The 25,429-nt window shown below is 66.4% G+C and carries 22 protein-coding genes and 2 tRNA genes; 1 reads left to right on the forward strand and 23 read right to left on the reverse strand.

What is annotated here, in order from left to right; genetic code table 11:
* Positions 1–82: 82 nt before the first annotated feature.
* From infB to tpiA, 21 genes are all read right to left on the reverse strand, one after another.
* Positions 83–2,731 carry a translation initiation factor IF-2 gene (infB, locus tag AC3DE2_RS07300; RefSeq protein WP_488425640.1) on the reverse strand — a complete coding sequence of 883 codons (2,649 nt, stop codon included), beginning with the start codon at positions 2,729–2,731 and terminating at the stop codon, positions 83–85.
* A 110-nt stretch (positions 2,732–2,841) separates the two neighbouring features.
* Entirely contained in the window at positions 2,842–4,353 is a 1,512-nt protein-coding gene (gene nusA, locus AC3DE2_RS07305; RefSeq protein WP_295377098.1) for a transcription termination factor NusA, read from the reverse strand.
* Between the two features lie 3 nt (positions 4,354–4,356).
* Entirely contained in the window at positions 4,357–4,977 is a 621-nt protein-coding gene (rimP, locus tag AC3DE2_RS07310) for a ribosome maturation factor RimP (RefSeq protein WP_295377096.1), read from the reverse strand.
* A gap of 163 nt (positions 4,978–5,140) precedes the next feature.
* Positions 5,141–5,217: transfer RNA gene (locus AC3DE2_RS07315), tRNA-Met, on the reverse strand.
* 107 nt (positions 5,218–5,324) lie between these two features.
* Complete coding sequence (gene nuoN / locus AC3DE2_RS07320; RefSeq protein WP_488425641.1) at positions 5,325–6,776, reverse strand: NADH-quinone oxidoreductase subunit NuoN; 1,452 nt, start codon at positions 6,774–6,776, stop codon at positions 5,325–5,327.
* 6 nt (positions 6,777–6,782) lie between these two features.
* Positions 6,783–8,294 (reverse strand): NADH-quinone oxidoreductase subunit M, encoded by a 1,512-nt coding sequence (locus AC3DE2_RS07325; protein ID WP_488425642.1) that lies wholly within the window; start codon positions 8,292–8,294, stop codon positions 6,783–6,785.
* Between the two features lie 32 nt (positions 8,295–8,326).
* Entirely contained in the window at positions 8,327–10,534 is a 2,208-nt protein-coding gene (gene nuoL, locus AC3DE2_RS07330; protein WP_488425643.1) for an NADH-quinone oxidoreductase subunit L, read from the reverse strand.
* A 7-nt stretch (positions 10,535–10,541) separates the two neighbouring features.
* Positions 10,542–10,847 (reverse strand): NADH-quinone oxidoreductase subunit NuoK, encoded by a 306-nt coding sequence (gene nuoK / locus AC3DE2_RS07335; protein WP_488425645.1) that lies wholly within the window; start codon positions 10,845–10,847, stop codon positions 10,542–10,544.
* A complete protein-coding gene (locus AC3DE2_RS07340) occupies positions 10,844–11,494 on the reverse strand; it encodes an NADH-quinone oxidoreductase subunit J (protein ID WP_488425646.1) in 651 nt (216 codons plus the stop codon). Before AC3DE2_RS07340 ends, nuoK begins: the two co-directional genes overlap by 4 nt.
* A gap of 10 nt (positions 11,495–11,504) precedes the next feature.
* Positions 11,505–11,993 (reverse strand): NADH-quinone oxidoreductase subunit NuoI, encoded by a 489-nt coding sequence (gene nuoI / locus AC3DE2_RS07345; protein ID WP_295379652.1) that lies wholly within the window; start codon positions 11,991–11,993, stop codon positions 11,505–11,507.
* A 4-nt stretch (positions 11,994–11,997) separates the two neighbouring features.
* On the reverse strand, positions 11,998–13,089 hold the full coding sequence (gene nuoH / locus AC3DE2_RS07350) for an NADH-quinone oxidoreductase subunit NuoH (RefSeq protein ID WP_295379649.1): 1,092 nt from the start codon (positions 13,087–13,089) through the stop codon (positions 11,998–12,000).
* On the reverse strand, positions 13,086–15,320 hold the full coding sequence (gene nuoG / locus AC3DE2_RS07355) for an NADH-quinone oxidoreductase subunit NuoG (RefSeq protein WP_488425647.1): 2,235 nt from the start codon (positions 15,318–15,320) through the stop codon (positions 13,086–13,088). Before nuoG ends, nuoH begins: the two co-directional genes overlap by 4 nt.
* Complete coding sequence (gene nuoF / locus AC3DE2_RS07360; protein WP_141453296.1) at positions 15,317–16,681, reverse strand: NADH-quinone oxidoreductase subunit NuoF; 1,365 nt, start codon at positions 16,679–16,681, stop codon at positions 15,317–15,319. Before nuoF ends, nuoG begins: the two co-directional genes overlap by 4 nt.
* Positions 16,682–16,685: 4 nt before the next feature.
* Complete coding sequence (gene nuoE / locus AC3DE2_RS07365) at positions 16,686–17,213, reverse strand: NADH-quinone oxidoreductase subunit NuoE (RefSeq protein WP_488425648.1); 528 nt, start codon at positions 17,211–17,213, stop codon at positions 16,686–16,688.
* Positions 17,210–18,514, reverse strand: coding sequence for an NADH-quinone oxidoreductase subunit D (locus tag AC3DE2_RS07370; RefSeq protein WP_488425649.1), 1,305 nt, complete (start codon positions 18,512–18,514; stop codon positions 17,210–17,212). Before AC3DE2_RS07370 ends, nuoE begins: the two co-directional genes overlap by 4 nt.
* Complete coding sequence (locus AC3DE2_RS07375) at positions 18,514–19,236, reverse strand: NADH-quinone oxidoreductase subunit C (RefSeq protein WP_488425650.1); 723 nt, start codon at positions 19,234–19,236, stop codon at positions 18,514–18,516. Before AC3DE2_RS07375 ends, AC3DE2_RS07370 begins: the two co-directional genes overlap by 1 nt.
* Positions 19,237–19,294: 58 nt before the next feature.
* Positions 19,295–19,849 carry a NuoB/complex I 20 kDa subunit family protein gene (locus AC3DE2_RS07380; RefSeq protein ID WP_141453300.1) on the reverse strand — a complete coding sequence of 185 codons (555 nt, stop codon included), beginning with the start codon at positions 19,847–19,849 and terminating at the stop codon, positions 19,295–19,297.
* A complete protein-coding gene (locus AC3DE2_RS07385; protein ID WP_141453301.1) occupies positions 19,840–20,196 on the reverse strand; it encodes an NADH-quinone oxidoreductase subunit A in 357 nt (118 codons plus the stop codon). Before AC3DE2_RS07385 ends, AC3DE2_RS07380 begins: the two co-directional genes overlap by 10 nt.
* 393 nt (positions 20,197–20,589) lie before the next feature.
* Positions 20,590–20,674 (reverse strand) — tRNA-Leu (locus tag AC3DE2_RS07390).
* 51 nt (positions 20,675–20,725) lie between these two features.
* Positions 20,726–21,190, reverse strand: coding sequence for a preprotein translocase subunit SecG (secG, locus tag AC3DE2_RS07395; RefSeq protein ID WP_488425652.1), 465 nt, complete (start codon positions 21,188–21,190; stop codon positions 20,726–20,728).
* A 58-nt stretch (positions 21,191–21,248) separates the two neighbouring features.
* Entirely contained in the window at positions 21,249–22,007 is a 759-nt protein-coding gene (tpiA, locus tag AC3DE2_RS07400) for a triose-phosphate isomerase (RefSeq protein ID WP_295383338.1), read from the reverse strand.
* Between the two features lie 119 nt (positions 22,008–22,126).
* Here tpiA and AC3DE2_RS07405 point away from each other — a divergent pair, with 119 nt between their 5' ends.
* Positions 22,127–22,930, forward strand: a complete 804-nt coding sequence (locus tag AC3DE2_RS07405) for an SDR family NAD(P)-dependent oxidoreductase (RefSeq protein WP_488425653.1) — start codon at positions 22,127–22,129, stop codon at positions 22,928–22,930.
* Positions 22,931–23,075: 145 nt separating this feature from the next.
* On the opposite strand, the gene AC3DE2_RS07410 is transcribed toward AC3DE2_RS07405, so the two are convergent.
* Positions 23,076–24,014, reverse strand: coding sequence for an isopenicillin N synthase family dioxygenase (locus AC3DE2_RS07410; protein WP_488425655.1), 939 nt, complete (start codon positions 24,012–24,014; stop codon positions 23,076–23,078).
* Positions 24,015–24,082: 68 nt separating this feature from the next.
* Positions 24,083–25,426 carry a phosphoglucosamine mutase gene (gene glmM, locus AC3DE2_RS07415; protein WP_295379563.1) on the reverse strand — a complete coding sequence of 448 codons (1,344 nt, stop codon included), beginning with the start codon at positions 25,424–25,426 and terminating at the stop codon, positions 24,083–24,085.
* Positions 25,427–25,429 lie beyond the last annotated feature (3 nt).

A 25,429-nucleotide genomic window follows, 5' to 3' on the forward strand; every position in this document is an offset into this window, starting at 1 on the left:
AAAGAGCGATCGTGAAGGGTCGGGAATCCGGGAGAAGATTCAACGAATCTCCAATCCCGAATCCCCAATCCCAGCGGGACGCTTATAGCGTCCGCGCCACCTCGATGCGTTCGAAGCACTCGATCTGGTCGCCCGGCTTGATGTCGTTGTAGGCCTTCACGCCGATACCGCACTCGGTACCATTGCGGACCTCCTCGACGTTCTCCTTGAAGCGACGCAGCGATTCCAGTTCGCCTTCGAAGATCACCGTGCTGTCGCGCAGCACGCGGATCGGCTTGTTCCGCTTGACCACGCCTTCCACGACCATGCAGCCGGCGACCGCGCCGAACTTGGAGCTGCGGAACACGTCGCGGACCTCGGCGGTGCCGATGATCTCTTCGCGGATTTCCTTGCCCAGCAAGCCCGAGGCCACCTGCTTCACCTGATCGATCACGTCATAGATGATCGAGAAGTAGCGCAGGTCGACGCCGTTGGCTTCGATGATCCGGCGGGCGGAGGCATCGGCGCGCACGTTGAAGCCGATGACCGTGGCCTTGGCGGTGACCGCGGCGTTGGCGTCGGACTCGGTGATGCCGCCGACGCCGGCGGTGATCACGTTGATGCGGATCAGCTCGTTGGACAGGCCGACCAGCGACTGCTTCAGCGCTTCCACCGAACCCTGCACGTCGGCCTTGATCACCAGGTTCAGCACCTGCTGGCCTTCGCCCTGGCCCATCTGCGCCAGGATGTCCTCCATGCGGTTGCCGGCCTGCTTGACCAGGCGCGATTCGCGGCGCTTGGCGTCGCGCTGCTGCGCCACGTCCTTGGCCAGGCGCTCGTCCTCGACCACCACGAAATCGTCACCGGCGTCGGGCACGCCCGACAGGCCCAGCACCTGCACCGGAATCGACGGACCGGCCGAGGCCGGCTGGCCGCCGGTCTCGTCGAACAGCGCGCGCACGCGGCCATACTGGATGCCGCACACCAGGTAGTCGCCCTTCTTCAGGGTGCCCTGCTGCACCAGCACCGTCGCGACCGGGCCGCGGCCCTTGTCCAGCGAGGACTCGATGACCACGCCGCTGGCGCGGCCGTCTTCCACGGCTTTCAGTTCCAGCACTTCGGCCTGCAGCGAAATCGCGTCCAGCAATTCGTCGATGCCCTGGCCGGTCTTGGCCGAGATCTCCACCATCTGGGTGTCGCCGCCGAAGTCCTCGGCCACCACTTCCTCGGCCAGCAGTTCGTTCTTGACCCGCATCGGATCGGCGTCGGACTTGTCGATCTTGTTGACCGCGACAATCAGCGGCACCCTGGCCGCCTTGGCGTGCTGGATGGCTTCCTTGGTCTGCGGCATGACGCCGTCGTCGGCGGCCACCACCAGCACCACGATGTCGGTCAGCTTGGCGCCGCGGGCGCGCATCGCGGTGAACGCGGCGTGGCCGGGGGTATCCAGGAAGCTGATGACGCCCTTCGGCGTCTCCACGTGGTAGGCGCCGATGTGCTGGGTGATGCCGCCGGCTTCGCCGGTGGCCACCTTGGTGCGGCGGATGTAGTCCAGCAGCGAGGTCTTGCCGTGGTCGACGTGGCCCATGATGGTGACCACCGGCGGACGCGCCACCTTGTCGCCCTGCTGCTCCTCGGTGTGGGCCAGCAGTTCGCTCTCGGCGTCGTTGCTCTCGGCACGGATCGCCTTGTGGCCCAGTTCCTCGGTGACCAGCGCGGCGGTGTCGTGATCGATGGTCTGGGTGATGGTCGCCATGACGCCCATCTTGAACATCGCCTTCACCACGTCGCCGCCCTTCAGCGCCAGTTTCTGCGCCAGGTCCGCCACGGTGATGGTTTCGCCGATGGCGACCTCGCGCACGACCGGCGCGGTCGGACGCTCGAAGCCATGCGCGCCACCGCCGCCGCCACGGCTCTGTTCCATCTGCCGGCGCGGCTTGGGCTTGCCACGCGAGGTGGTGCGGCGCGCGCGTTCGGCGGCGGACAGGTGCAGCTGGCCGGCGAAGCGGCTGGCCGCATCGTCGTCCTCGATGCCGCTGACCATCGCATGCGAACCGCGGGTCTTGTGCTTGTTCGCCGCCGCGGCGGCACCGTTGCGATCATCGACGCGCGGCGGATCCTTGCGGACCACCTGCTTGGCCACGTGATGCCCACCGGCGCGGGCCGGGCGCTCCTCGCCGGAGGGGGACTCGCCGGCATTGGCGGCGTTGGCCTCGGCTTCGGCGCGCGCGATGGCTTCGGCGGCCGCGCGGGCGGCCTCCTCTTCCTTGCGCTTGCGCTCGAGTTCCTCGGCGCGACGACGATCGTCCTCGGCCAGGCGCTGCTGTTCCTGCAGGTTGCGCTGCTTGGACTCCTCCAGCTTGCGCAGGATCTCGGCGCGCTCGGGATCGGTCTCGGTCTGCGAAGTGGTCGCGGCGACGGGCGCATCGGCCTCGTTCGGCTTGACGTAGGTGCGCTTCTGGCGCACTTCCACGTTCACCGTGGTCTTGCTGCGGCCGGCGGCGACGGTCACTTCCTGCACCTTGCGGCGGTTCAGGGTGATCTTCTTCGGCGCGGCCGTCTCGTCCGCCGCCTTCTCCGTCTTGCCGTGGGTACGGCGCAGGAAGCCGAGCAGCTTCATCTTCTCGGTGCTGGTCACGACCTGATCGGGACCGCTGAACTTCATGCCGGCCTCGGCCAGCTGTTCCAGCAGTTTCTCGACCGGCGTATTGACCAGTTCAGCCAGCTTGCGGATGGTGGTTTGCTGCGACATTCGGATCCTAGTTTCTTTGTAGCGCCCCTCTGCCGTCAGCGAAGGAGCGCCCCATTTCAAGGTTGGGGATTCTAAGCCCTGCGGGTGCCAGGGCGGTGCTCATCGGTGGATCATTCGCCACGCTCCAGGCGGGCGATCTCCTCGGCACGGGCGGCCAGGATCAGCGCCGCGGCGCGTCCCTCGTCCAGCCCTTCGATGCCAAATTCCACCACTTCGTCGGCGGCCAGGTCCGACAGGTCCTCGCTGGTACGGACGCCCTGCGCGGCCAGCGCATAGGCGGTTTCCTCGTCCATGCCCTCCAGCGCCAGCAGGTCGTCGGCGGGCTGGTTCTCCTCCAGGCCCTCCTCCTCGGCCAGCGCCTCGTTCAGCAGGGCATCGCGGGCACGGGCCCGCAGTTCCTCGACGATGTCCTCGTCGAAGCCTTCGACCGCCAGCAGTTCGCCGACCGGCACGTAGGCGATTTCCTCGACCGTGCTGAAGCCTTCGCTGACCAGGATGGCGGCGATCTCCTCGTCCACTTCCAGCTTGTCCATGAACAGCTGGCGGGCCACGGCCTGCTCGGCCTCGGACTTGGCGGCGACCTGGTCCTGGGTCATCACGTTCAGCTGCCAACCGGTCAGGCGGCTGGCCAGGCGCACGTTCTGGCCGCCCTTGCCGATGGCCTGCGCCAGCCGGTCCTCGGCCACCGCCAGATCCATCGAGTGCTTTTCCTCGTCGACGATGATCGACTGCACCTCGGCCGGCGCCATCGCGTTGATGACGAAGGTGGCGGGGTTGTCGTTCCACAGCACGATGTCGACGCGCTCGCCGTTCAGTTCGTTCGACACCGCCTGCACGCGCGAACCACGCATGCCGATGCAGGCGCCGATGGGATCGGTGCGGCTGTCGTGCGCCAGCACCGCAATCTTGGCGCGGTCGCCCGGATCACGCGCGCAGGCCTTGATCTCGACCAGGCCCTGGCCCACTTCCGGCACTTCCAGCTTGAACAGCTCGATCATGAATTCCGGCGCGGCGCGGCTGATGAACAGCTGCGGGCCGCGGGGCTCGGAACGCACGTCGTACAGGTAGCCGCGCACGCGGTCGCCGGCGCGCAGCACGTCGCGCGGAATGCCCTTGTCCTTCGGGATGAAGGCTTCCGCATTCCCGCCCAGGTCCACGTAGATGTTGCCGCGCTCGGCGCGCTTGACCACGCCGGTGACCAGTTCGCCGACGCGATCCTTCCACGCATCGACCACCTGCTGGCGCTCGGCCTCGCGCACGCGCTGCACGATCACCTGCTTGGCGGCCTGCGCGGCGATGCGCCCGAAGTCCGGGTTCTCGATCTGTTCCTCGATCCAGTCACCGACCTCGACACCTTCGGCCTCGTCGACGGCGTCCATCAGGCGGAGCTGGCGATCCGGCGATTCCATCACCACGTCGTCGGCCACGACTTCCCAGCGGCGGAAAGTCTCGTAGCTGCCGTCCTTGTGGTCGATCGACACGCGCACCGACACGTCCTGGTCCAGGTAACGCTTCTTGGCGGCGGATGCCAACGCGGCTTCGATGGCATCGAAGATCACTTCGCGCGGCACGCCCTTCTCGTTGGCGACCGCATCCACCACCAGCAAAAGTTCCTTACTCATCATTCACTCCGCACGCGGCTTGCGAGCCGCCGGCTTGTTGGGTTGTTGCTTGGATGCCTGCTTCGCCGCGCCCTTGCCGGCGGCGGCTCCGCTCGCGGCGCCGGCCTTGCGGCCACCGCCCTTGGGTTTTTCGGGGGCCAGGCCCAGTGCCGCCCAGTCGGGGACCAGCCTAGCCTTGTCAATATTATCGAAGGCCACGGACAGTGCCGCGCCGTCGACCGTGAAAACAACCTGGTCGCCCTCGATCCCGGTGATGGCGCCCTGGAAGCGGCGACGGCCGTCCTGCGGCAGTTTCAGCACCACCTTGGCGCTCTCGCCCTGGTGGCGCGCGAGCTGGGCCAGGGTGAACAGGGGGCGGTCCACGCCCGGCGACGAGACTTCCAGGGTGTAGTTGCCGGAAATCGGGTCTTCCACGTCCAACTGGGCCGAGACTTCGCGGCTGACCGCCTCGCAGTCGTCGATATTGATGGACCGGGTGTCCCGCTCCGCATCCTGCACGTCGATGTACAGCCGCACGGTGGCGCCGCCGGGTGCGGGCAGATACTCGATGCCCAGCAACTCGAGCCCGAGTGCCTGGACCGTCGGGGCCAGGAGTTCCGAGATTTGAGTGGCCTTGTCGCTCACGGAATGACCTTTGCCAGAAGATTCTAGATTGCAGAAACAACAAGGGGCCCGATGGGCCCCTTGTCCGATAACGCTGGATTTCGGTGTGAAAGCGGAAGCATGCGCTTTCACGAGCCCGAGCTTCGGACGTGGAAGCCAGGAGGCTTCCTACGACCGCAAAGCTTGGTAGCGGGGGCAGGATTTGAACCTGCGACCTTCGGGTTATGAGCCCGACGAGCTGCCAGACTGCTCCACCCCGCAGCAGAAGCGGAATTATGAAGGCTTCCGTGGATTCTTGCAAGCCTTCACATCAACAAAAACTATCGCCCGGAGGAAAAACATGCGGACGCCGGGCGCGTCCGCGGGATTCAGCCGGCGAATGCCTGCTGGCACCACGACATGATCGGGTTCCAGAAGATGCCCAGCACCAGCAGCGCCAGGGCGTTCACGCCGAACACGACCGGCACCACCCGATCCTGGCGGGCCGGCTGGCGCTCGCCCACCGGCTCGTCGAAGTACATGACCTTGATGACGCGCAGGTAGTAGAAGGCGCCGATCACGGCGCAGACCACGCCCAGGATCGCCAGCCAGGTGAAGCCACCCTTCAGCGCCGCGCCCAGCACCACCAGCTTGGCCCAGAAGCCCAGGAACGGCGGCACGCCGGCCAGCGAGGCCATCACGCACAGCACCAGCCCGGCCTGCCAAGGATTGCGCGCGTTCAGGCCCTTGAAGTCGTCGATCTTGTCGGCCTCGAAGCCCTGGCGCGACAGCACCACGATGGCGCCGAACGCGGCCGCCGCCATCAGCGCGTAGCTGATGGCGTAGAACAGCGCCGCCGAATAGCCGGTCGCACCGCCACCGGCGAAGCCGACCAGCAGGAAGCCCACGTGCGACACCGTCGAGTAAGCCAGCATGCGCTTCAGGTTGGTCTGGGCGATGGCGATCAGGTTGCCGATCACCAGCGACGCCGCGGCCAGTCCGGCCAGCAGCCATTGCCATTGCTCGGCGACCGGGCCGACGCCGCTTTCCAGCAACCGGTAAGCCATGCCGAACGCGGCCAGCTTGGGACCGGAACTGATGAACAGGGTGATCGGGGTCGGCGCGCCCTGGTAGACGTCCGGCAACCACATGTGGAACGGCGCGGCGCCCAGCTTGAAGGCCACGCCGGCCACCATGAACACCACGCCGGTCAGCAGCAGGGTGCGGTCGGAGGTCGAGGCGATGGCGGCATGGATGCCGTCCAGGTGCAGCGTGCCGGTGGCGCCGTAGGTCAGCGACATGCCATACAGCAGCAGGCCGGAGGCGAGCGAACCCAGCACGATGTACTTCATCGCCGCTTCCGCGGACAGGCCGTCCTCGCGGTTGAGCGCGACCAGCGCGTACGAGCACAGCGCCAGCAGTTCCAGGCCCAGGTAGACCATCACCAGGCTGCCGGCCGAGACCATCATCATCATGCCCGCGGTCGCCAGCATCACCAGCACCGGCACTTCACCGGGATACAGCTTGCGCTCGCGCAGGTAGGGCCAGGCGTAGACCAGCGACAGCGCACTGACCAGCAGGATCGCCAGCTTGGTGACGTTGGCCATCACGTCGCGGACGAACATGCCGTTGAACACGGATCCGCTGCCGCCGACGTCGGTGAGGATCATGAAGAACGAAACCGCCAGGGTGACCAGGGCCAGCGCGTGGGTGATCACCCGCTGGCGGTCGCTCAGGAACAGGTCCAGCATCAGCAGCGCGAACGCGCCGGCGATCAGCACGACTTCCGGCAGCAGCGGGAGCAGGTCGGCGGCGGTGGGGAGCATCGACGTGGTCATCATTCTTCCTTACAGCTTGCTGTTGGCGAGCTGCATCGCCAGGTTCGCAATCGACGGTTCCATCAGGTCGACGAGCGGCTTGGGGTAGACGCCCAGCACCAGCACGCCGATGGCGAACACGCCCAGCACCAGCGCTTCGCGCCCGTTGATGTCCTTGAGCTCGGCCACGTGCGAATTGGCCACTTCGCCGTACATCACCCGCTTGATCAGCCACAGGGTATAGGCGGCGCCGATGATCAGGGTCAGCGCGGCGACCAGCGCGATCAGCGGATGCTTCTGGAAGCTGGCGACGATGACCATGAATTCGCCGACGAAACCGCTGGTGCCCGGCAGGCCCGAGTTGGCCATGCCGAACAGCACGAAGAACACCGCGAACCAGGGCATCACGTTGGCCACGCCGCCGTAGTCCTTGATCATGCGGGTATGCATGCGGTCATACAGCACGCCGACGCAGGAGAACATCGCGCCGGAAACGAAACCGTGCGAAATCATCTGCACCATCGCGCCCTGCAGGCCCAGGCGGGCGCCATCCAGGTTGCCATAGTCGCGGACCAGGCCGAAGGCGATGAAGATGCCCAGGGTGACGAAGCCCATGTGCGAGACCGACGAGTACGCGATCAGCTTCTTCATGTCGTCCTGCACCAGCGCCACCAGGCCGACGTAGACCACGCCGATCAGCGACAGCAGGATCACCAGCCAGGCCCATTCGAAACCGGCGTCAGGCACGATCGGCAGGCTGAAGCGCAGGAAGCCGTAGCCACCGATCTTCAACATGATCGCCGCCAGGATCACCGAACCGGCGGTCGGCGCTTCCACGTGCGCGTCCGGCAACCAGGTGTGGACCGGGAACATCGGCACCTTGACCGCGAAGGCGATCAGGAAGGCGAAGAACAGCCAGGTCTGCTCCTTGGCGCTGAGCGGCAGCGTGTACAGGTCCGCCAGCTGGAAGCTGCCGCCCTTCAGGTACAGGTAGATCAGGCCGATCAGCATGAACACCGACCCGAGGAAGGTGTACAGGAAGAACTTGATCGAGGCGTAGATGCGGCGCGGGCCGCCCCACACGCCGATGATCAGGAACATCGGGATCAGCATGCCTTCGAAGAAGACATAGAACAGGATGGCGTCGAGCGCGCAGAACACGCCGATCATCAGGCCTTCCAGGAACAGGAACGCCGCCACGTACTGGCTGACCCGCTTCTCCACCGCCGACCAGGCGCCGATCAACGCCAGCACGGTGGTCAGCGTGGTCAGCACGATCAGCGCGACCGAGATGCCGTCGGCGCCCAGCGCGTACCAGATGTTGAAGGTCGGCACCCAGGCGCGCTTCTCGGCGAACTGCATGCCGGGGTTGGCGAAGTCGAAGCCGGTCAGCAGCGGCAGGCTCGCCAGGAAAGTCAGCAAGGCCACGCCCAATGCCACCCAGCGGGCGGCACTGGCGCGGCGGTTGCCCAGGGCGAGGACCAGCGCGCCGCCGAGAATCGGCAGCCAGATCAGAATGCTAAGCAAAGGCCAGTTCGACACGAGTGGTATCCGTTAGTTCAGCGCCAGGGCGGTCATTGCCAGAACCGGATGAGCACGGCCAGCAGTGCAATCAGGCCGAGGATCATCGCGAAGGCGTAGTGGTAGAGGAAACCCGACTGGGTACGGCGCAACAGGTTGGCGGCCAGATCCACGATGCGGGCGCTGCCGTTGACGGCCACGCCGTCGATCAGGTGGGTGTCGATGGCGCGCGATGCCTTGCCCAGCTTCACGCTGCCACCGGCCAGGCCACCGATCCACAGGTCGTCCATGCCGTACTTGTTCTCCAGGATGCGGACCGGCAGCGCGAAGATGCGGCGCAGCTTGCCCGGCAATTCCGGCGTGAACAGGTACAGGACGGTCGCCAGGATGAAACCGGCCAGGGTCAGCCAGAACGGGGCGGCCTTCATGCCGTGCAGGGCGAACTCGAACGGACCATGGAAGGTTTCCTTCAACTGCCCCACCGTGTCCGCGGCCGGATTGATGAAGTCGATCGCACCCAGGAAGAACGGCAGCTGCTCGTGGTGGCCGCTCCAGTCGGTGCCGAACAGCATCGGGCCGATGGTGAAGTAACCGACCAGGATCGACGGAATCGCCAGCAGGATCAGCGGAACGGTGACCACCCACGGCGACTCGTGCGGCTCGTGCGCGCCGTGGTGGCCGTGATCGTCGCCATGGTGGTCGTCGTGGTGCGCGTCGCCATCATGCTCGTCATGGCCGTGCCCGGCATGGGCGTCGCGGAAGCGCTCCTTGCCGTGGAAGGTCAGGTACAGCAGGCGGAAGCTGTAGAAGCTGGTGACGAACACGCCCAGCAGCACCGCCCAGTAGCCATAGTTGGCGACCCATTCGCTGGGGCCGTTGATGCCCTGCGCCATCGTGCCCAGTTCGGCCACCTTGTGGGCGAACTCGCCGGCCTGCTCCTGGTGGTGCTTGGCCGCCTCGATGATGGTGTCCTTGGAATAGAAGCCGGACAGGAACGGCGTGCCGACCAGCGCCAGGGTGCCGATCAGGCTGGTGATGTAGGTGATCGGCATGTACTTGCGCAGGCCACCCATCTTGCGCATGTCCTGCTCGTGGTGCATGCCGATGATGACCGAACCGGCCGCCAGGAACAGCAGCGCCTTGAAGAAGGCATGGGTCATCAGGTGGAACACCGCCGCCGAGTAGGCCGACACGCCCAGCGCCACCGTCATGTAGCCCAGCTGCGACAGGGTGGAATACGCGACCACGCGCTTGATGTCGTTCTGCACGATGCCGATCAGGCCGGTGAAGAACGCGGTGGTGGCGCCGATGAACAGCACGAAATCCAGCGCGGTCTGCGACAGCTCGAACAGCGGCGACATGCGCGCGACCATGAAGATGCCGGCGGTCACCATCGTCGCGGCGTGGATCAGCGCCGAGATCGGGGTCGGGCCTTCCATCGAATCCGGCAGCCAGACGTGCAGCGGCACCTGGGCCGACTTGCCCATCGCGCCGATGAACAGGCAGATGCAGATGACGGTGGCCATCGACCAGATCAGCGGTTGATCCAGCACCTGCCAAGTCTGGCCGAACATCGTGATCGCGCCGGACCACACCGGAATCGCCTTGCCGGCCAGCATCGGCGCGTTGGCGAACACGGTGGCGTAGTCCAGGGTGCCGAACATGAACAGTACCGCGGCGATGCCCAGCAGGAAGCCGAAATCACCCACGCGATTGACCAGGAACGCCTTGAGGTTGGCGAAGATGGCCGAGGGGCGCTTGAACCAGAAGCCGATCAGCAGGTACGACACCAGGCCCACCGCTTCCCAGCCGAAGAACAGCTGCAGGAAGTTGTTGCTCATCACCAGCATCAGCATGCTGAAGGTGAACAGCGAGATGTAGCTGAAGAAGCGCTGGTAGCCCGGATCCTCGGCCATGTAGCCGATGGTGTAGATGTGCACCAGCAGCGAGACGAAAGTGACGACCACCATCATCATCGCGGTCAGCTTGTCGATCATGAAACCGACATGCGCGCTGTAATTGCCCACCTCGAAGAAGGTGTAGACGTTCTGGTTGAACGGCGAGGCGCCCTGCCCGACCAGCTGGTACAGCACCCAGCCCGACAGCGCGCAGCTGGCGGCCACGCCCAGGATGGTGACGACGTGCGAGCCCGCCCGGCCAACCTGCCGGCCGAACAGGCCGGCGATGATGCTGCCCAGCAGCGGCGCCAGCACGATGGCCAGCAGCACGTTCTTGGAAATTGCGACTTCCAGACCTGTCATGGGTGCATCAGCCTTTGAGCGTGTCGACTTCGGCGACGTTGATCGTGCGCCGGGTGCGGAACAGGGTGACCAGGATGGCCAGGCCGATGGCGGCCTCGGCGGCGGCCACGGTCAGGATGAAGAACACGAAGATCTGGCCGGCGGCGTCGCCCAGTTCGCGGGAGAACGTCACGAAGTTGATGTTCACCGACAACAGCATCAGCTCGATGGACATCAGCAGCACGATGACGTTCTTGCGGTTCAGGAAGATGCCGGCCAGGCTGATGCAGAACAGCACCGCGCCCAGCGCCAGCAGGTGACCCGGGGTAATCATGCCTTGCCCTCCCCTTCGGCAGCTTCATCGGTCGATGCGCGGACCGGCTTTTCGGCCGCCATCTTGACCATGCGGATGCGATCGCCGGCCTTGACCCGCGACTGCTCGGACGGATCCTGGTGCTTGGCGCCCGCGCGGCGGCGCAGGGTCAGCATCACCGCGGCGACCACGGCCACGGTCAGGATCACGGCGGCGAATTCGAACGGCAGCAGGAACTCGGTGAACAGGCTGCGCGCCAGCCAGGCGGTGTTCGACACGTCCGCGGCGGCGGCGGCGGCGTTGTCCGGGAACGCGGCGACGGTACGCGCCTTGACGCCGATCAGGGTCAGCATCTGCACCAGCATCGCGACCGCGACCACCACGCCGACCGGGAGGAATTTCACCCAGCCCTCGCGCATCTTGGCGATGTCGATGTCCAGCATCATCACCACGAACAGGAACAGCACCATGACCGCGCCGACATAGACGAGGATCAGCGCCACGCCCAGGAACTCGGCCCCAACCAGCAGCCAGATGCAGGCCACCGAGAAGAAGGTCAGGATGAGGCACAGCACGGCATGCACCGGGTTGCGCACGCTGATCACCGCACCGGCGGCGACCGCCGCGATGGCGGCGAAGATCCAGAAAGCGATATTTACCCAATCCATCTCATGGACCTCAGCGGAATGCGGCGTCGGCGGCGCGACGCTCGGCGATCTCGGCTTCCAGCCGATCGCCCAGCGCCAGCAGCTGCGGCTTGGTGACGATGTTCTGGCCGCGCTTGTCGAAGTGGTACTCCAGCACGTGCGTCTCGACGATCGAGTCCACCGGGCAGCTCTCCTCGCAGAAGCCGCAGAAGATGCACTTGAACAGATCGATGTCGTACCGGGTGGTGCGACGGGTGCCGTCCTCGCGCGGGGCCGAATCGATGGTGATCGCCAGCGCCGGGCAGACTGCCTCGCACAGCTTGCAGGCGATGCAGCGCTCCTCGCCGTTCGGATAGCGGCGCAGCGCGTGCAGGCCACGGAAGCGCGGCGACTGCGGGAACTTCTCCATCGGATACATGATGGTGTACTTGGGCTTGAACGCGTATTTCAGCGTCAGCCACAGTCCGCCCAGCAGTTCCAGCAGCATCAGGCTCTTGAAGTAATGGATGACCTTGTTCATTGCGTCAGACACCCTTCTCGAACACGCCAAAGAACACCATCAACGCCGTCACCGCGATCCAGGCGATAGTCAGCGGGATGAACACCTTCCAGCCCAACCGCATGATCTGGTCATAGCGGTAGCGCGGGAAGCTCGCACGGAACCAGATGTAGGCGCTGGCGAAGAACAGCACCTTCAGCAGCAACCACGGCCAGCCGCCGGTCCAGATCCAGTTGACCCAGGGCGACACGTCGGCGGTGATCCAGCCCTGCAGCGGGCTCAGCCAGCCGCCCAGGAAGAACAGCGCCACCAGGAAGCTCACCAGGATCATGTTGGCGTATTCGGCCAGGAAGAACAGCGCGAACGCCGCGCCCGAATACTCCACCATGTGGCCGGCGACGATTTCCGACTCACCTTCCACCACGTCGAACGGCGAGCGGTTGGTTTCGGCGACACCGGACACCCAGTACACGATGAACAGCGGGAACAGCGGCAGCCAGAACCATTCGAAGAAACCGTTGTTGCCGGCCTGCGCCATCACGATGTCGCTCAGGTTCAGGCTGCCGGCGGCGATCAGCACGCCGACCAGGGCGAAACCCATCGCGATTTCGTAGCTGACCACCTGCGCGGCCGAGCGCATCGCGCCCAGGAACGCATACTTCGAGTTGGATGCCCAGCCGGCGATGATGATGCCGTACACGCCCAGCGAGGTCATCGCCAGCAGGTACAGCAGGCCGGCGTTGGCGTTGGACAGCACCAGCTTGGCGTCGAACGGCACCACCGCCCAGGCGGCGAACGCCGGCGCCAGCGTGATCAGCGGCGCGATGATGTACATCGCCTTCTGCGCGCTGCTGGGCTGGATGATTTCCTTGAACAGCAGTTTGAACACGTCGGCGAAGGCCTGGAAGATGCCCATGCCCACGTACATCGGTCCGTGGCGGACGTGCATCCAGCCGATCAGCTTGCGCTCCCAGACCACGTAGAAGGCGACCGCGATGATCACCGGCACGGCGATCACCAGGATCTTCAGCACGATCCACAACGCGACACCGATGTCGCCCAGCGCGAAGAACCACTCGCGGAGCGGTCCGACGGCATTGATCAACAGCTCGTTCATGCGCTCACCACCGTGACACGTCCTGCGCCCAGCGGCGCGGTCGCGCCGTAGCCGCTCTCAATCCAGGCACTGCCCCTGGCCACGCGGGCATCCATCACCACCGGCAGGGTCGCGGTGCCGTGGGCCGAACCGACCTTGGCCATCGCGCCCTCGCCCACGCCGGAGGACTGCGCGTCGGCCGGATTCAGGACGATGCGCGCGCCCACGTTGAGCGGATGCGCCTGCAACGCCTCGGCCCGGCGGACGATGCCGTCGGTGCGATAGATGGCCGCGCTGACCGCCAGTTCCAGGCCCTCGCCGCCCGTGGCCGGAGCCGCCGAACGGGCGATGCCGACCGACGCGGCACCGGCGATGGCGGCACGCAGGCCGGCCAGGTCGGTGAACTCGAACGACGGCAACTGCAGCTCGCCGCCCAGTGCGCGCAGCACGCGCCAGCCCTCGCGGGCCTCGCCCGGCAGCTTGCCGGCGGCCTGGGTGCGCTGGTCGGCGCCGTCTAGGTTGGTCAGGGTGGCTTCGATTTCAGGCAACGCGCCGATCGGCAGGATCACGTCGGCCACGTCGCGTGTGGACTTGCAGGCGAAATGGCTGAACGCCACCACCTTGGCCGACGACAGCGCGCGCGCGGCGGCCGGCGTATCGGCGAAATCCAGGCCCGGTTCGATGCCGTAGATCACGTAGGCCTTGCGCGGCTCGGCGAACATGCCGGCCACGTCGCGGCGCGACGGCAGCACGCCGTGGCGGGCCAGGCCCACCGCGTTGGCGCCCTGCGGGATGCGGCACAGCGAAGCGCCGGTGGCGGCGGCGAATTCGCCGGCGGCCTGGCGCAGCGCGGAAGCCTGCGGATGGTTTTCGGCGATGCCGCCGACGACCAGCACCGCATGGTTGCCGGCCTTGGCGGCCTCGCGCAGCGCGGCCTCGTTGAGCGCGCCGGCCAGCTGCGACGGCGGCACGATGTGCTTGCCGGCGATGCCGAACGCGAAGTCGAAGTCGACCGGATTGACCACGTGCACCCGGGCGCCCTTGCGCTGGGCCTTGCGGATGCGCTGGTGCAGCAGCGGCAGTTCGTGGCGGATGTTGGTGCCGAACAGCACGATGACATCGGCCTTCTCGATGTCCGCCAGCGGCAGCGCGAACGGTTCGGCCACCGCGCCATCGGAGAAATCGCGGCTGTTGATGCGGTGATCCAGGTTGCCGCTGCCCAGGCCGGCGGCCAGCTTCGCCAGCAGTCCGCCTTCCTCGTTCGAGGTGGCCGGATGGACCAGCACGCCCAGATCGTCGCCGGCGTTGCCGCGCAGGATTTCGGCGGCGGCGGCCAAGCCCTCGGGCCAGGACACTTCACGCCATTCGCCGTTGACCTTCTGCAGCGGCTTGACCGCGCGGTCGTCGCTGTACAGGCCCTGGTGCGAATAGCGATCGCGATCCGACAGCCAGCATTCGTTGACCGCCTCGTTCTCGCGCGGGACCGTGCGCAGCACCTGGCCGCGGCGGGAATGCACGAACAGGTTGGAACCCATCGCATCGTGGTAGCCGACGGATTCGCGGGCAATCAGTTCCCACGGACGCGCGCGGAACTGGAACACCTTGTTGGTCAGCGCGCCCACCGGGCAGACGTCGATGACGTTGCCGGAGATTTCAGTGGTCAGCGGCTTGCCGTCGTAGGTGCCGATCTGCAGGTTCTCGCCGCGGTACATACCGCCCAGCTCGTAGGTGCCGGCGACGTCCGCGGTGAAGCGCACGCAGCGCGTGCACTGGATGCAGCGGGTCATTTCTGTGGCGACCAGCGGACCGATGTCCTCGTCGGGCACCACCCGCTTGCGCTCCTGGAAACGGCTGACCGAGCGGCCGTAGCCCAGCGACAGATCCTGCAGTTCGCATTCGCCGCCCTGATCGCAGATCGGGCAGTCGAGCGGATGGTTGATCAGCAGGAACTCCATCACGTTGCGCTGCGACTTCAGCGCCTTCTCGCTGCGGGTCTGGATCTTCATGCCGTCCATGACCGGCGTGGCGCAGGCCGGTGCCGGCTTCGGCATCTTCTCGACGTCGACCAGGCACATGCGGCAGTTGGCCGCGATCGGCAGCTTCTCGTGGTAGCAGAAGCGCGGAATCGGAATCCCGGCCTTGTCCGCCGCCTGGATGATCATCGAACCCTTGGGCGCGGCCATCTCGACGCCGTCGATGAAGACGGTGACGTGGTCGGGCGGGAGGTTCGGGTTGACGGGCTGCGCACTCATGCGGCCACCTTGCCTTCAATGACCGTGCCGGCACGCTGGTCGTCGACCAGGAAGCGCTTGTTGACGATCGCGTATTCGAATTCGTGCCAGAAATGGCGCAGGAAACCCTGCACCGGCCATGCCGCGGCTTCACCGAAGGCGCAGATGGTGTGGCCTTCGATCTGGCCGGCGGCGGCCTTCAGCATGTGCAGGTCGTCCAGCGTCGCCTTCTGCTCGGCGATGCGGGTCAGCATGCGGTACATCCAGCCGGTGCCTTCGCGGCACGGCGTGCACTGGCCGCAGCTTTCCTTGAAATAGAAGCGCGCGATGCGCTGGCAGGCGCGCACCATGCAGGCGGTCTCGTCCATCACCACGACCGCGCCCGAGCCCAGGCCGGAGCCCGCCTTCTGGATGCTGTCATAGTCCATGGTCAGGCCCATCATGGTCTCGCCCGGCAGCACCGGCATCGAGGAACCACCCGGAATCACCGCCTTGATCTTGTGGCCGTTGCGGATGCCGCCGGCCATTTCCAGAAGTTCGGCGAACGGGGTGCCCAGGCGGATCTCGTAGTTGCCCGGGCGGGCGACGTGGCCGGAGACCGAGAAGATCTTCGGGCCGCCGTTGTTCGGCTTGCCCAGGTTGAGGAACCACTCCGCACCGTTGCGGATGATCGCCGGCACCGAGGCGTAGGTCTCGGTGTTGTTGATGGTGGTCGGCTTGCCGTACAGGCCGAAGTTGGCCGGGAACGGCGGCTTGAAGCGCGGCTGGCCCTTCTTGCCTTCCAGCGATTCCATCAGCGCGGTTTCCTCGCCGCAGATGTAGGCGCCCGCGCCCAGCGCGTTGAAGATGTCGATGTCGATGCCGGAGCCCAGGATGTTCTTGCCCAGCCAGCCGTGCTTGTAGGCCTCGGCGGTGGCTTCTTCCAGGTGCTCGAACGGCTCGTGGTGGAACTCGCCGCGCAGGTAGTTGTAGCCGACGGTGGAACCGGTGGCGTAGCAGGCGATCGCCATACCCTCGATGACCGCGTGCGGGTTGAAGCGCAGGATGTCGCGATCCTTGGCGGTGCCCGGCTCGGATTCGTCGGAGTTGCAGAGGATGTACTTCTGCATGTCGCCCTTGGGCATGAAACTCCACTTCAGGCCGGTCGGGAAGCCCGCGCCGCCACGGCCGCGCAGGCCGGACTGCTTGACCATCTCGACCACGTCGGCCGGCGGGATCTTCTCTTCGAGGATCTTGCGCAGCGCGCTGTAGCCACCGGTCTTGAGGTAGTTCTCGTACGACCACGGCTTGTCGAAGTGCAGCGTGGTGTAGACGACCTGGTGTTCCTTCGGCGCCGGGCCGACCGGGCCGTAGCCCTCGGATGTGTGCGGGTGATGTGCCATGCGCTTACTCCAGCCCGTCCAGCAGTTCGTCGACCTGGGCCGGCGTCAGCTTCTCGTGGTAATGGCCGTTGATCACGACCACCGGCGCGCCGCAGCAAGCGGCGACGCATTCTTCTTCCCGCTTCAGGAACACCCGACCATCGGCAGTGGATTCACCCAGCTTGCAGCCGAGCTTCCTCTCCGCGTGCTTGACCAGATCCTCCGCGCCGTTGAGCCAGCAACTGATGTTGGTGCAGAAGGCGACATTGTTGCGGCCCACCTTCTCGGTCTCGAACATCGAGTAGAAGCTGGCGACCTCGTAGGCCCACACCGGCGGAATGTCCAGGTACTTGGCGACCGCGGCGATCAGTTCGTCGCTCAGCCAGCCGCCGTTCTGTTCCTGCGCGGCATGCAACCCCTGCAGCACCGCCGACCGCTTGCGGTCGGGCGGGAACTTGGTCAGCCAATGATCGATGTGCGCGCGCGTCTTGTCGCTCAGCGCCACCAGGGGATCGACGTTCTGCGTCGCCTCGAAATTGCCTGTGGCCCTCATCGGTCCACCTCACCGAAAACCAGATCGTAAGTACCAATCATGGCGACCACGTCCGGCAGCATGTGGCCGCGCACGATGGCATCCATGGAAGAAAGATGGGCGAAGCCCGGCGCGCGCAGCTTCACGCGGAACGGTTTGTTGGCGCCATCGGACACCAGGTAGCAGCCGAACTCGCCCTTGGGCGCTTCCACCGCCGCGTAGGTCTCGCCGGCCGGCACGCAGTAGCCTTCGCTGAACAGCTTGAAGTGATGGATCAGCGCTTCCATGTCGTCCTTCATCTCCTCGCGCGCGGGCGGGGCGACCTTGAAGTTCTTGACCATCACCGGGCCCGGGTTGGCCTTCAGCCACTTCACGCACTGGGCGATGATGCGGTTGGACTCGCGCATCTCGGCCACGCGGACCAGGTAGCGGTCGTAGCAGTCGCCCTGCACGCCCAGCGGAATATCGAAATCCACCACGTCGTACTTGGCGTACGGCTGCTTCTTGCGCAGATCCCAGGCGATGCCCGAGCCGCGCAGCATCACCCCGGTCATGCCCCAGGCGCGCGCCTGTTCCGGAGAAATCACGCCGATACCGACGGTGCGCTGCTTCCAGATGCGGTTGTCGGTGAGCAGGGTCTCGTATTCGTCGACGCGCTTGGGGAACTCGCGGGTGAAATCCTCCAGGAAGTCCAGCATCGAACCGTCGCGGGCATTGTTCAGGCGCTTCAGCGCCTGGCCCTTGCGCCACGGCGATTCCTTGTACTTCGGCATCCGGTCCGGCAGGTCGCGGTAGACGCCGCCTGGGCGGTAATAGGTCGCGTGCATGCGCGCGCCGCTGACCGCCTCGTAGCAGTCCATCAGCTCCTCGCGCTCGCGGAAGGCGTACAGCATCACCGCCATCGCGCCGAGATCGAGCGCGTTGGATCCGATCCACATCAGGTGGTTCAGGATGCGGGTGATTTCGTCGAACATCGTGCGGATGTACTGCGCGCGCTCCGGCGCCTCGATCCCCATCAGGGTCTCGATCGCGCGCACGTAGGCGTGCTCGTTGCACATCATCGACACGTAGTCCAGGCGATCCATGTAGCCGATCGACTGGTTGAACGGCTTGGATTCGGCCAGCTTCTCGGTGCCACGATGCAGCAGGCCGACGTGCGGGTCGGCGCGCATGATGGTCTCGCCGTCCATTTCCAGGATCAGGCGGAGAACGCCGTGCGCGGCCGGATGCTGCGGGCCGAAGTTCATCGTGTAGTTGCGGATTTCCTGCTTGGACTCTTCAGGATTGCTCGCAAACGCCATGGGGGACTGTTGCGTACTCATCACTTGCTGCCCTCGCCCGCGGCTTCGCCGGCCGCGGTCTGGTAGCGCGCGTCATCGCGAATCACGCGCGGCACGCCGACGCGCGGCTCGACCGAGGTCACCGGCTCGTAGACCACGCGCTTCTTCTCTTCGTCGTAGCGGACTTCGACGTTGCCGATCAGCGGGAAATCCTTGCGGAACGGATGGCCGACGAAACCGTAGTCGGTCAGGATCCGGCGCAGGTCCGGGTGGCCTTCGAACACGATGCCGTACAGGTCGAATGCCTCGCGCTCGAACCAGTTGGCGCCCGCCCACAGGTCGGTGACCGAGGCCACCACCGGCAGGTCGTCGTTCGGCGCGAAGCAGCGCACGCGCAGGCGCTGGTTGTGCTGGTACGACAGCAGGTGCAGGACGACCGCGAAGCGGCGCTCGGGACCGGCGCCGCGCGGACGCTGTTCCCAGTCGAAACGGCCCGGGCCAAAGCCCTCGACACCGCGGCTGAAGCCTCCGGACGAGACGTCCGAGGTATCCCACTCGGCGCTGCCGTAGCCCAGGTAGTCGACGCCGCAGACGTCGACGGCCTGTTCGAATCCGAACTCGTCGCGCAGGGCGCGGCAGACCTCATGCCAGGACGCGGCAGGCACCTCGAGGGTGACCTCCTCGCGGATTCCGGCAACCGTGATCACCGCATCGGCGAAGCGCGCGCGCAACCGGTCGGTGAAATTTGCAGCTTGCTCGGCCATGGGGCGTAGCGTGCTCTCGGAAAGGAAAACGGGTGGAACGGGAAGCAGGCCGGCGCGCTCAGCGCGCGATGGTCTGCGTGCGCCAGATCTTCTTCTGCAACTGCAGGATGCCGTAGACCAGCGCTTCGGCGGTCGGCGGGCAACCCGGCACGTACACGTCGACGGGCACGATGCGGTCGCAGCCGCGCACCACCGAATACGAGTAGTGGTAATAGCCGCCACCGTTGGCGCAGCTGCCCATCGAGATCACCCACTTGGGGTCGGGCATCTGGTCGTAGACCTTGCGCAGCGCGGGGGCCATCTTGTTGACCAGCGTGCCGGCCACGATCATCACGTCGGACTGGCGCGGCGACGGGCGGAACACCACGCCGTAGCGATCCAGGTCCAGGCGCGAGGCGCCGGCGTGCATCATCTCGACCGCGCAGCAGGCCAGGCCGAAGGTCATCGGCCACATCGAGCCGGTACGCGCCCAGTTCATCAGCGCGTCGACGCTGGTGGTCACGTAGCCCTTCTCCAGCAGCGGGTTGTCGCCTTCCGGCCGCAGGATGTCGTCCACCCGCCCTTCCGGGATCGGGTTGGTCATCAGGCGATCGAGGGTCTGGATCACTCCCATTCGAGCGCTCCCTTCTTCCAAACGTAAATGAAGCCGAGGAACAGCATGCCGACGAACAGGCCCATGGTGACCAGTGCGCGGGGGCCGAGCTCCTGGAAGACCAGGGTCCACGGAACGATAAAGATGATTTCCAGGTCGAAGACGATGAACTGGATGGCAATCAGGTAATAGCGCACGTCGAACTTCATGCGCGCGTCTTCGAAGGCCTCGAAGCCGCATTCGTACGGCGACAGCTTCTGCGCGTCGGGGCGCCGTGGGCCGAGGAAGCGTCCCGCCAGGATCAGCGCGATGCCGATGCCGGTGGCGACGATCAGGAACAACAGGGTCGGCAGATAGTTGGCCAGCACTCGCGTTTCTCTTCTTGTCCTACCTGCCCCGCGTCCGGCCTTCACGCCGTGTGGGCGTGTCGCCTTGGTGGGGCACTGCATTCCGCTGTGGGACCGCGTGGTACGCGCGGTTTGCGCGGGTGCGCAAGGAGCTGCGGCGAGGCGACTCAAGCCTGGCCGCGGCATCCACCGTGTCCCGCCGCAGGCGGCGGTGACCAACCCGATCCAGGCCCTTCCGCAGCTCGTACCTGGCCTGGAATGGATCGGCGGAATTGTACCGGTTAGTGAACTGACTAGTAAACGTTTACGAAGCTGTATGCGGCGCTTTTCACGGGCAAAAGAAAAGCCCGCTTGCGCGGGCTTCGCTTTCCGACTCCACGACCGGCCGGCATGCGCCGGTCCCGTCGCTTCGATTGGTGCCCAAGAGGGGACTCGAACCCCTACAGCTTTCGCCGCTACCACCTCAAGGTAGTGCGTCTACCAATTCCGCCACCTGGGCTTTGAAACTCTGCAACCGGTCAGCGGTTGCGGGCCGGTATTGTATCCCGGTTCAACCGCCCTGTGCCGGGGCCTGCACCGGCGGCTGGGCCGTGCCGGGCTGGCTGGCGGCGTCCGTCGGCGCCTGCGCCGGTGCGCTCGGCACCGTGGTCGGAGCGGGCTGCGCGGCCGGGGCCGAGGGGACGGTGGTCGGCTGCGCGGGCAGTTCGCCCGCGGCCGGCGTCGCGGCAGAGGGGCCCTGCTGCTGGGTCATCACGCCCAGGTTCTGCTGGGTCGTCGGGCGGGCGCTGTGCGAAGCGTGCCACGCCATGAACAGGGTGATGCCGAAGAACGCGATGGCCAGCCACTTGGTGCTCTTGGACAGGAAGTTGGACGCGCCGCGCGCGCCGAACACCGTGCCGGAAGCGCCGGCGCCGAAGCCGGAACCGGCCTGCGCGCCCGAGCCACGCTGCATCAGCACCAGCGCGATGATCGCGATGGCGATCAGCACGTAGACCACATTGAGGATCAGCATCATTTCGAATTCGTCCCGAAACCAGTATTGATGGGCCCGGCAGGAACCGGCCCCGCGGGCGTCAGCCCCGCTCCGCCGCCGCTTTCGCGATGGCGAGGAAATCGCGCGCCACCAGCGACGCGCCACCCACCAGCCCTCCATCGACATCGGGCTGCGCGAACAGTTCCACGGCGTTGTCGGGCTTGACGCTGCCCCCGTACAGGATGGGCAGCGAATCGGCGATTCTAGCATCGCGTCCGGCCACTTCGCCACGGATGAATGCGTGAACGGCCTGGGCCTGGCCCGGGGTCGCGTTGCGGCCGGTGCCGATGGCCCAGACCGGTTCATAGGCCACGATGGCCTTGGCGAACGCGTCCACGCCGGCCGCGTCCAGCACCGCGCGCAGCTGGGCGCCGACGATCGCCTCGGTCTGCCCGGCGTCCCGCTGGGCCAGGCTTTCGCCCAGGCACAGCACCGGCACCAGGCCGGCGTTGCGGGCGGCGATGAACTTGCGCGCGACCAGTTCGTTGTCCTCGTGGTGGTACTGGCGGCGCTCGGAATGGCCCACCAGGCCGTGGGTGGCGCCGACGTCGACCAGCATCGAGGCGGACACCTCGCCGGTATACGCGCCCTTCTCGTTGCTGCTCACGTCCTGCGAGCCCAGCGCGAAGCCTTGCGGCGCATAGTCCTCGACCAGTTCGCCCAGGTAGGGCAGCGGCGGCAGGATCAGCACGTCCACCCCGGACAGCGGCAGGCCGGCGGCAATCTCGTCCATCAGGGCATAGGCGAACTGGCGGTCGCCGTGGAGCTTCCAGTTTCCGGCCACGATCTTGCGGCGCATAAGACCAATTCCTGTCCAGTGGGCGCGCAAGGATAGCCGATGTGGAATTTCCGGCAAGCGCGACCGCACGCATTACCATGCGGCGGAACCCCGGTTTTTCCGTCGACAGGAGTCCGCGCATGTCCTCCACGCCTTCCGGCTACGCCCTGATCACCGGCGCCTCCAGCGGCATCGGCGCGGAAATCGCGCGCGAGTACGCGCGCCGCGGCGTGCCGCTGATCCTGACCGCGCGGCGGCGGGAACGGCTGGAGGCGCTGGCGGCGGAATTGCGCCCGCGGGTGCCGGTGGAGGTCATTGCGGCCGATCTCGCGGCCGCCGACGGCGTCACCGGATTGTGCGACGCGATCCGGGCACGCGGGCTGGCGGTGCGCGTACTGGTCAACAATGCGGGTTATGGCATGCCCGGACGCTACCAGAACCGCGAATGGGTGGAGCACGCCGCGTTCCTGCAGGTGATGATCGGTGCGGTATGCGAATTGACCTGGCGGTTGCTGCCTTCGCTGCGCGGCTTTCCGGACGGGCGCATCCTCAATGTGGCGTCGCTGGCCGGATTGATGCCGGGCGCCAATGGCCAGACGCTCTACGCGGCGGTGAAGGCCTTCCTGATCAAGTTCAGCGAATCGCTGGCCCAGGAAAACGCCGATCGCGGGATGAAGGTCTGCGCGCTCTGCCCCGGCTTCACCTGGTCGGAATTCCACGACGTCACCGGCACCCGCGCGATGATGGATCGGCTGCCGAAAAAGCTGTGGCTGCAGGCGGACGCGGTGGCGCGCGCGGGCATCGACGGGCTGGAGCGCGGGCGCGTCATCGTGGTCCCCGGCTGGCGCTACCGCCTGCTTCACGGGGTGACCCGGCATCTGTCCGATCATGCGCGGTTCCGGCTGATGAGCCGGAATTCATCGCGCATACGCAAGGCGGATTGAGCGGCTGGAAAGCGCTTCCTCCGCCGCATCCCCCGCACATGGAAACGCGCGGGGCGCGACGAGGCCCGACGACGCCCGTTCCGCATGGCGGCGGCGCCGTCGGCACGGGCGCCGTCAGTGGATATCCCCGACGCCTTGATGCGGCTTACTTCAGCTTGATCTCGCGCAGGCGCTCTTCCAGGTAGCCCTGGGCGGTGATCGCCTCGGGATAGCGCTTGGGATTGTCGGCGCTGATCGTCGAAGGCAGCACGTCGATCAGGAAATCCGGATTCGGATGCAGGAAGAACGGCACCGAATAGCGCGGCTGGCGCGCCTGCCCGCCCGGCGGGTTCACCACGCGATGGGTGGTGGACGGATACACGTGGTTGGTCAGGCGCTGCAGCATGTCGCCGATGTTGACCACGATGGTGTCCGCGTCGGAGGTGAACGGCACCCACTCGCCCTGCTTGGACTTCACCTCCAGGCCGGCGGCGCTGGCGCCGACCAGCAGCGTGATCAGGTTGATGTCCTCGTGCGCGCCGGCGCGAACGTTCGGGATGTCGTCGGCGGTGATCGGCGGGTAGTGGATCGGACGCAGGATCGAATTGCCCGAGTTGGTCTTGTCGGCAAAGTAGTCCCCGGCCAGCCCGATGTGCAGCGCCAGCGCCGACAGCACCCGCGCGCCCAGCTTGTCCAGCGCCTGGTACAGGCCGTAGCCATGCTCGCGGAAACCGGGGACCTCGTCCGGCCACAGGTTCGGCGGCATCACCGCACGGTAGCCGGAGTCGTCCGGAATCTCGCGGCCGATGTGCCAGAACTCCTTCAGATCGAAATGCTTGGAGTCCTTGGCGGTCTCCACGCCGAACGGGGTATAGCCACGCGCGCCACCGCTGCCCGGCACATGGTACTTGCGCTTGGTTTCCTCCGGCAGCGCGAAGAAGCGCTTGAACACGTCGTAGGCGGCATCGATGTCGGCCTGCGGGATGCCATGGTTGCGGATGCCGGCAAACCCCCATTCGCGATAGGCCGCGCCCAACTCGGCCACGAAGGCCTCGCGATCGGTGTCGAAACGGGTGATGTCGAGGGTGGGAATACGGGCACTCATTCACTTGCTCCAGGAAGGCGCGGCGGCGTCATTCCAGCCGGCCCGCGCCAGGATTGCATTGATCGACCTCAAGCCGCGGCGGCGCGCACGGCTTCGGCCAGCTTGTCCAGCGTGGCCTGCATCAACGCGTCGTCGTCGGCTTCCACCGTCACCCGCACGACGGGTTCGGTGCCGGACGGGCGCAGGAAAGCGCGCCCGCGACCGGAGACCGCGGCCTGCGCCTCGGCGAGCGCGGCCTGCACGCTCGCCGCTTCGGCCGGACGCGCGCCATTGGCCAGCTTCACGTTGATGGTCTTCTGCGGAACCTTCGACAGGCCCGCCAGGGCCTGGCGCAGGGATTGCCGGCCGTGCTTGAGCACTTCCAGCACCTGCAGGGCGCTGACGATGGCGTCGCCGGTCGTCGCGCGGTCCAGGCACAGCAGGTGGCCGGAGGTCTCGCCGCCCAGCACGCCGCCGCCCTCGACCAATCCCTGGTGGACATAGCGATCGCCGACCTTGACCCGCACAAACGGCACCTGGCGTTCGCCCAGCGCGCGTTCCAGGCCGTAGTTGGTCATCAGCGTGCCCACCACCGCGCCTTTCAACCGGCCGCTCCGTTGCCAGGCATTCGCCAGCACATACAGCAGGTCGTCGCCGTCGGCCGGGTTGCCCTGGTCGTCGGCCATCAGCACCCGATCACCGTCGCCGTCGAAGGCGATGCCCAGATCGGCACCGCTTTCACGGACCTTGCGCGCCAGGTTGTCGATGTGCATCGAGCCGACGCCATCGTTGATGTTCAGGCCATTGGGCTCGGCGCCGATCGCCACGACGTCCGCACCCAGTTCGCGAAACAGCAGCGGCGCGATGTGATAGGTGGCGCCATGCGCGCAATCCAGCACGATCTTCATGCCGCGCAGATCGAAGCCGCGCGGCACGCTGGCCTTGCAGAACTCGATGTAACGCCCGACCACGTCGCGGCTGCGGATGGCCTTGCCCAGCTTTTCCGACTCGACGGTGACGAAGCTGCCGTCCAGCGCCGCTTCGATCCCCGCCTCGGTCGCGTCGTCGAGCTTCTCGCCTTCGGCGGAGAAGAACTTGATGCCGTTGTCGTAGTGCGGGTTGTGCGAGGCGCTGATGACGATGCCGGCGTCCGCCCCGAGGGTACGGGTCAGGAACGCCACCGCCGGGGTCGGCATCGGTCCCATCAGCTGCACGTCGGCGCCGGCGGCCACCAGCCCGGCCTCCAGCGCGGCTTCGAACATGTAGCCGGAAATGCGGGTGTCCTTGCCGATCACCACGATCGGGCGGCGCCCGTTGCGTTCGGCCAGCACGCGGCCCAGGGCGTTGCCCAGGCGCAACACGAAATCCGCGGAAATCGGGCCTTGCCCGACCCGGCCACGGATGCCATCGGTACCAAAATACTTGCGGCTCATCGG

This window comes from Pseudoxanthomonas sp. 68-E7 (assembly GCF_057773145.1).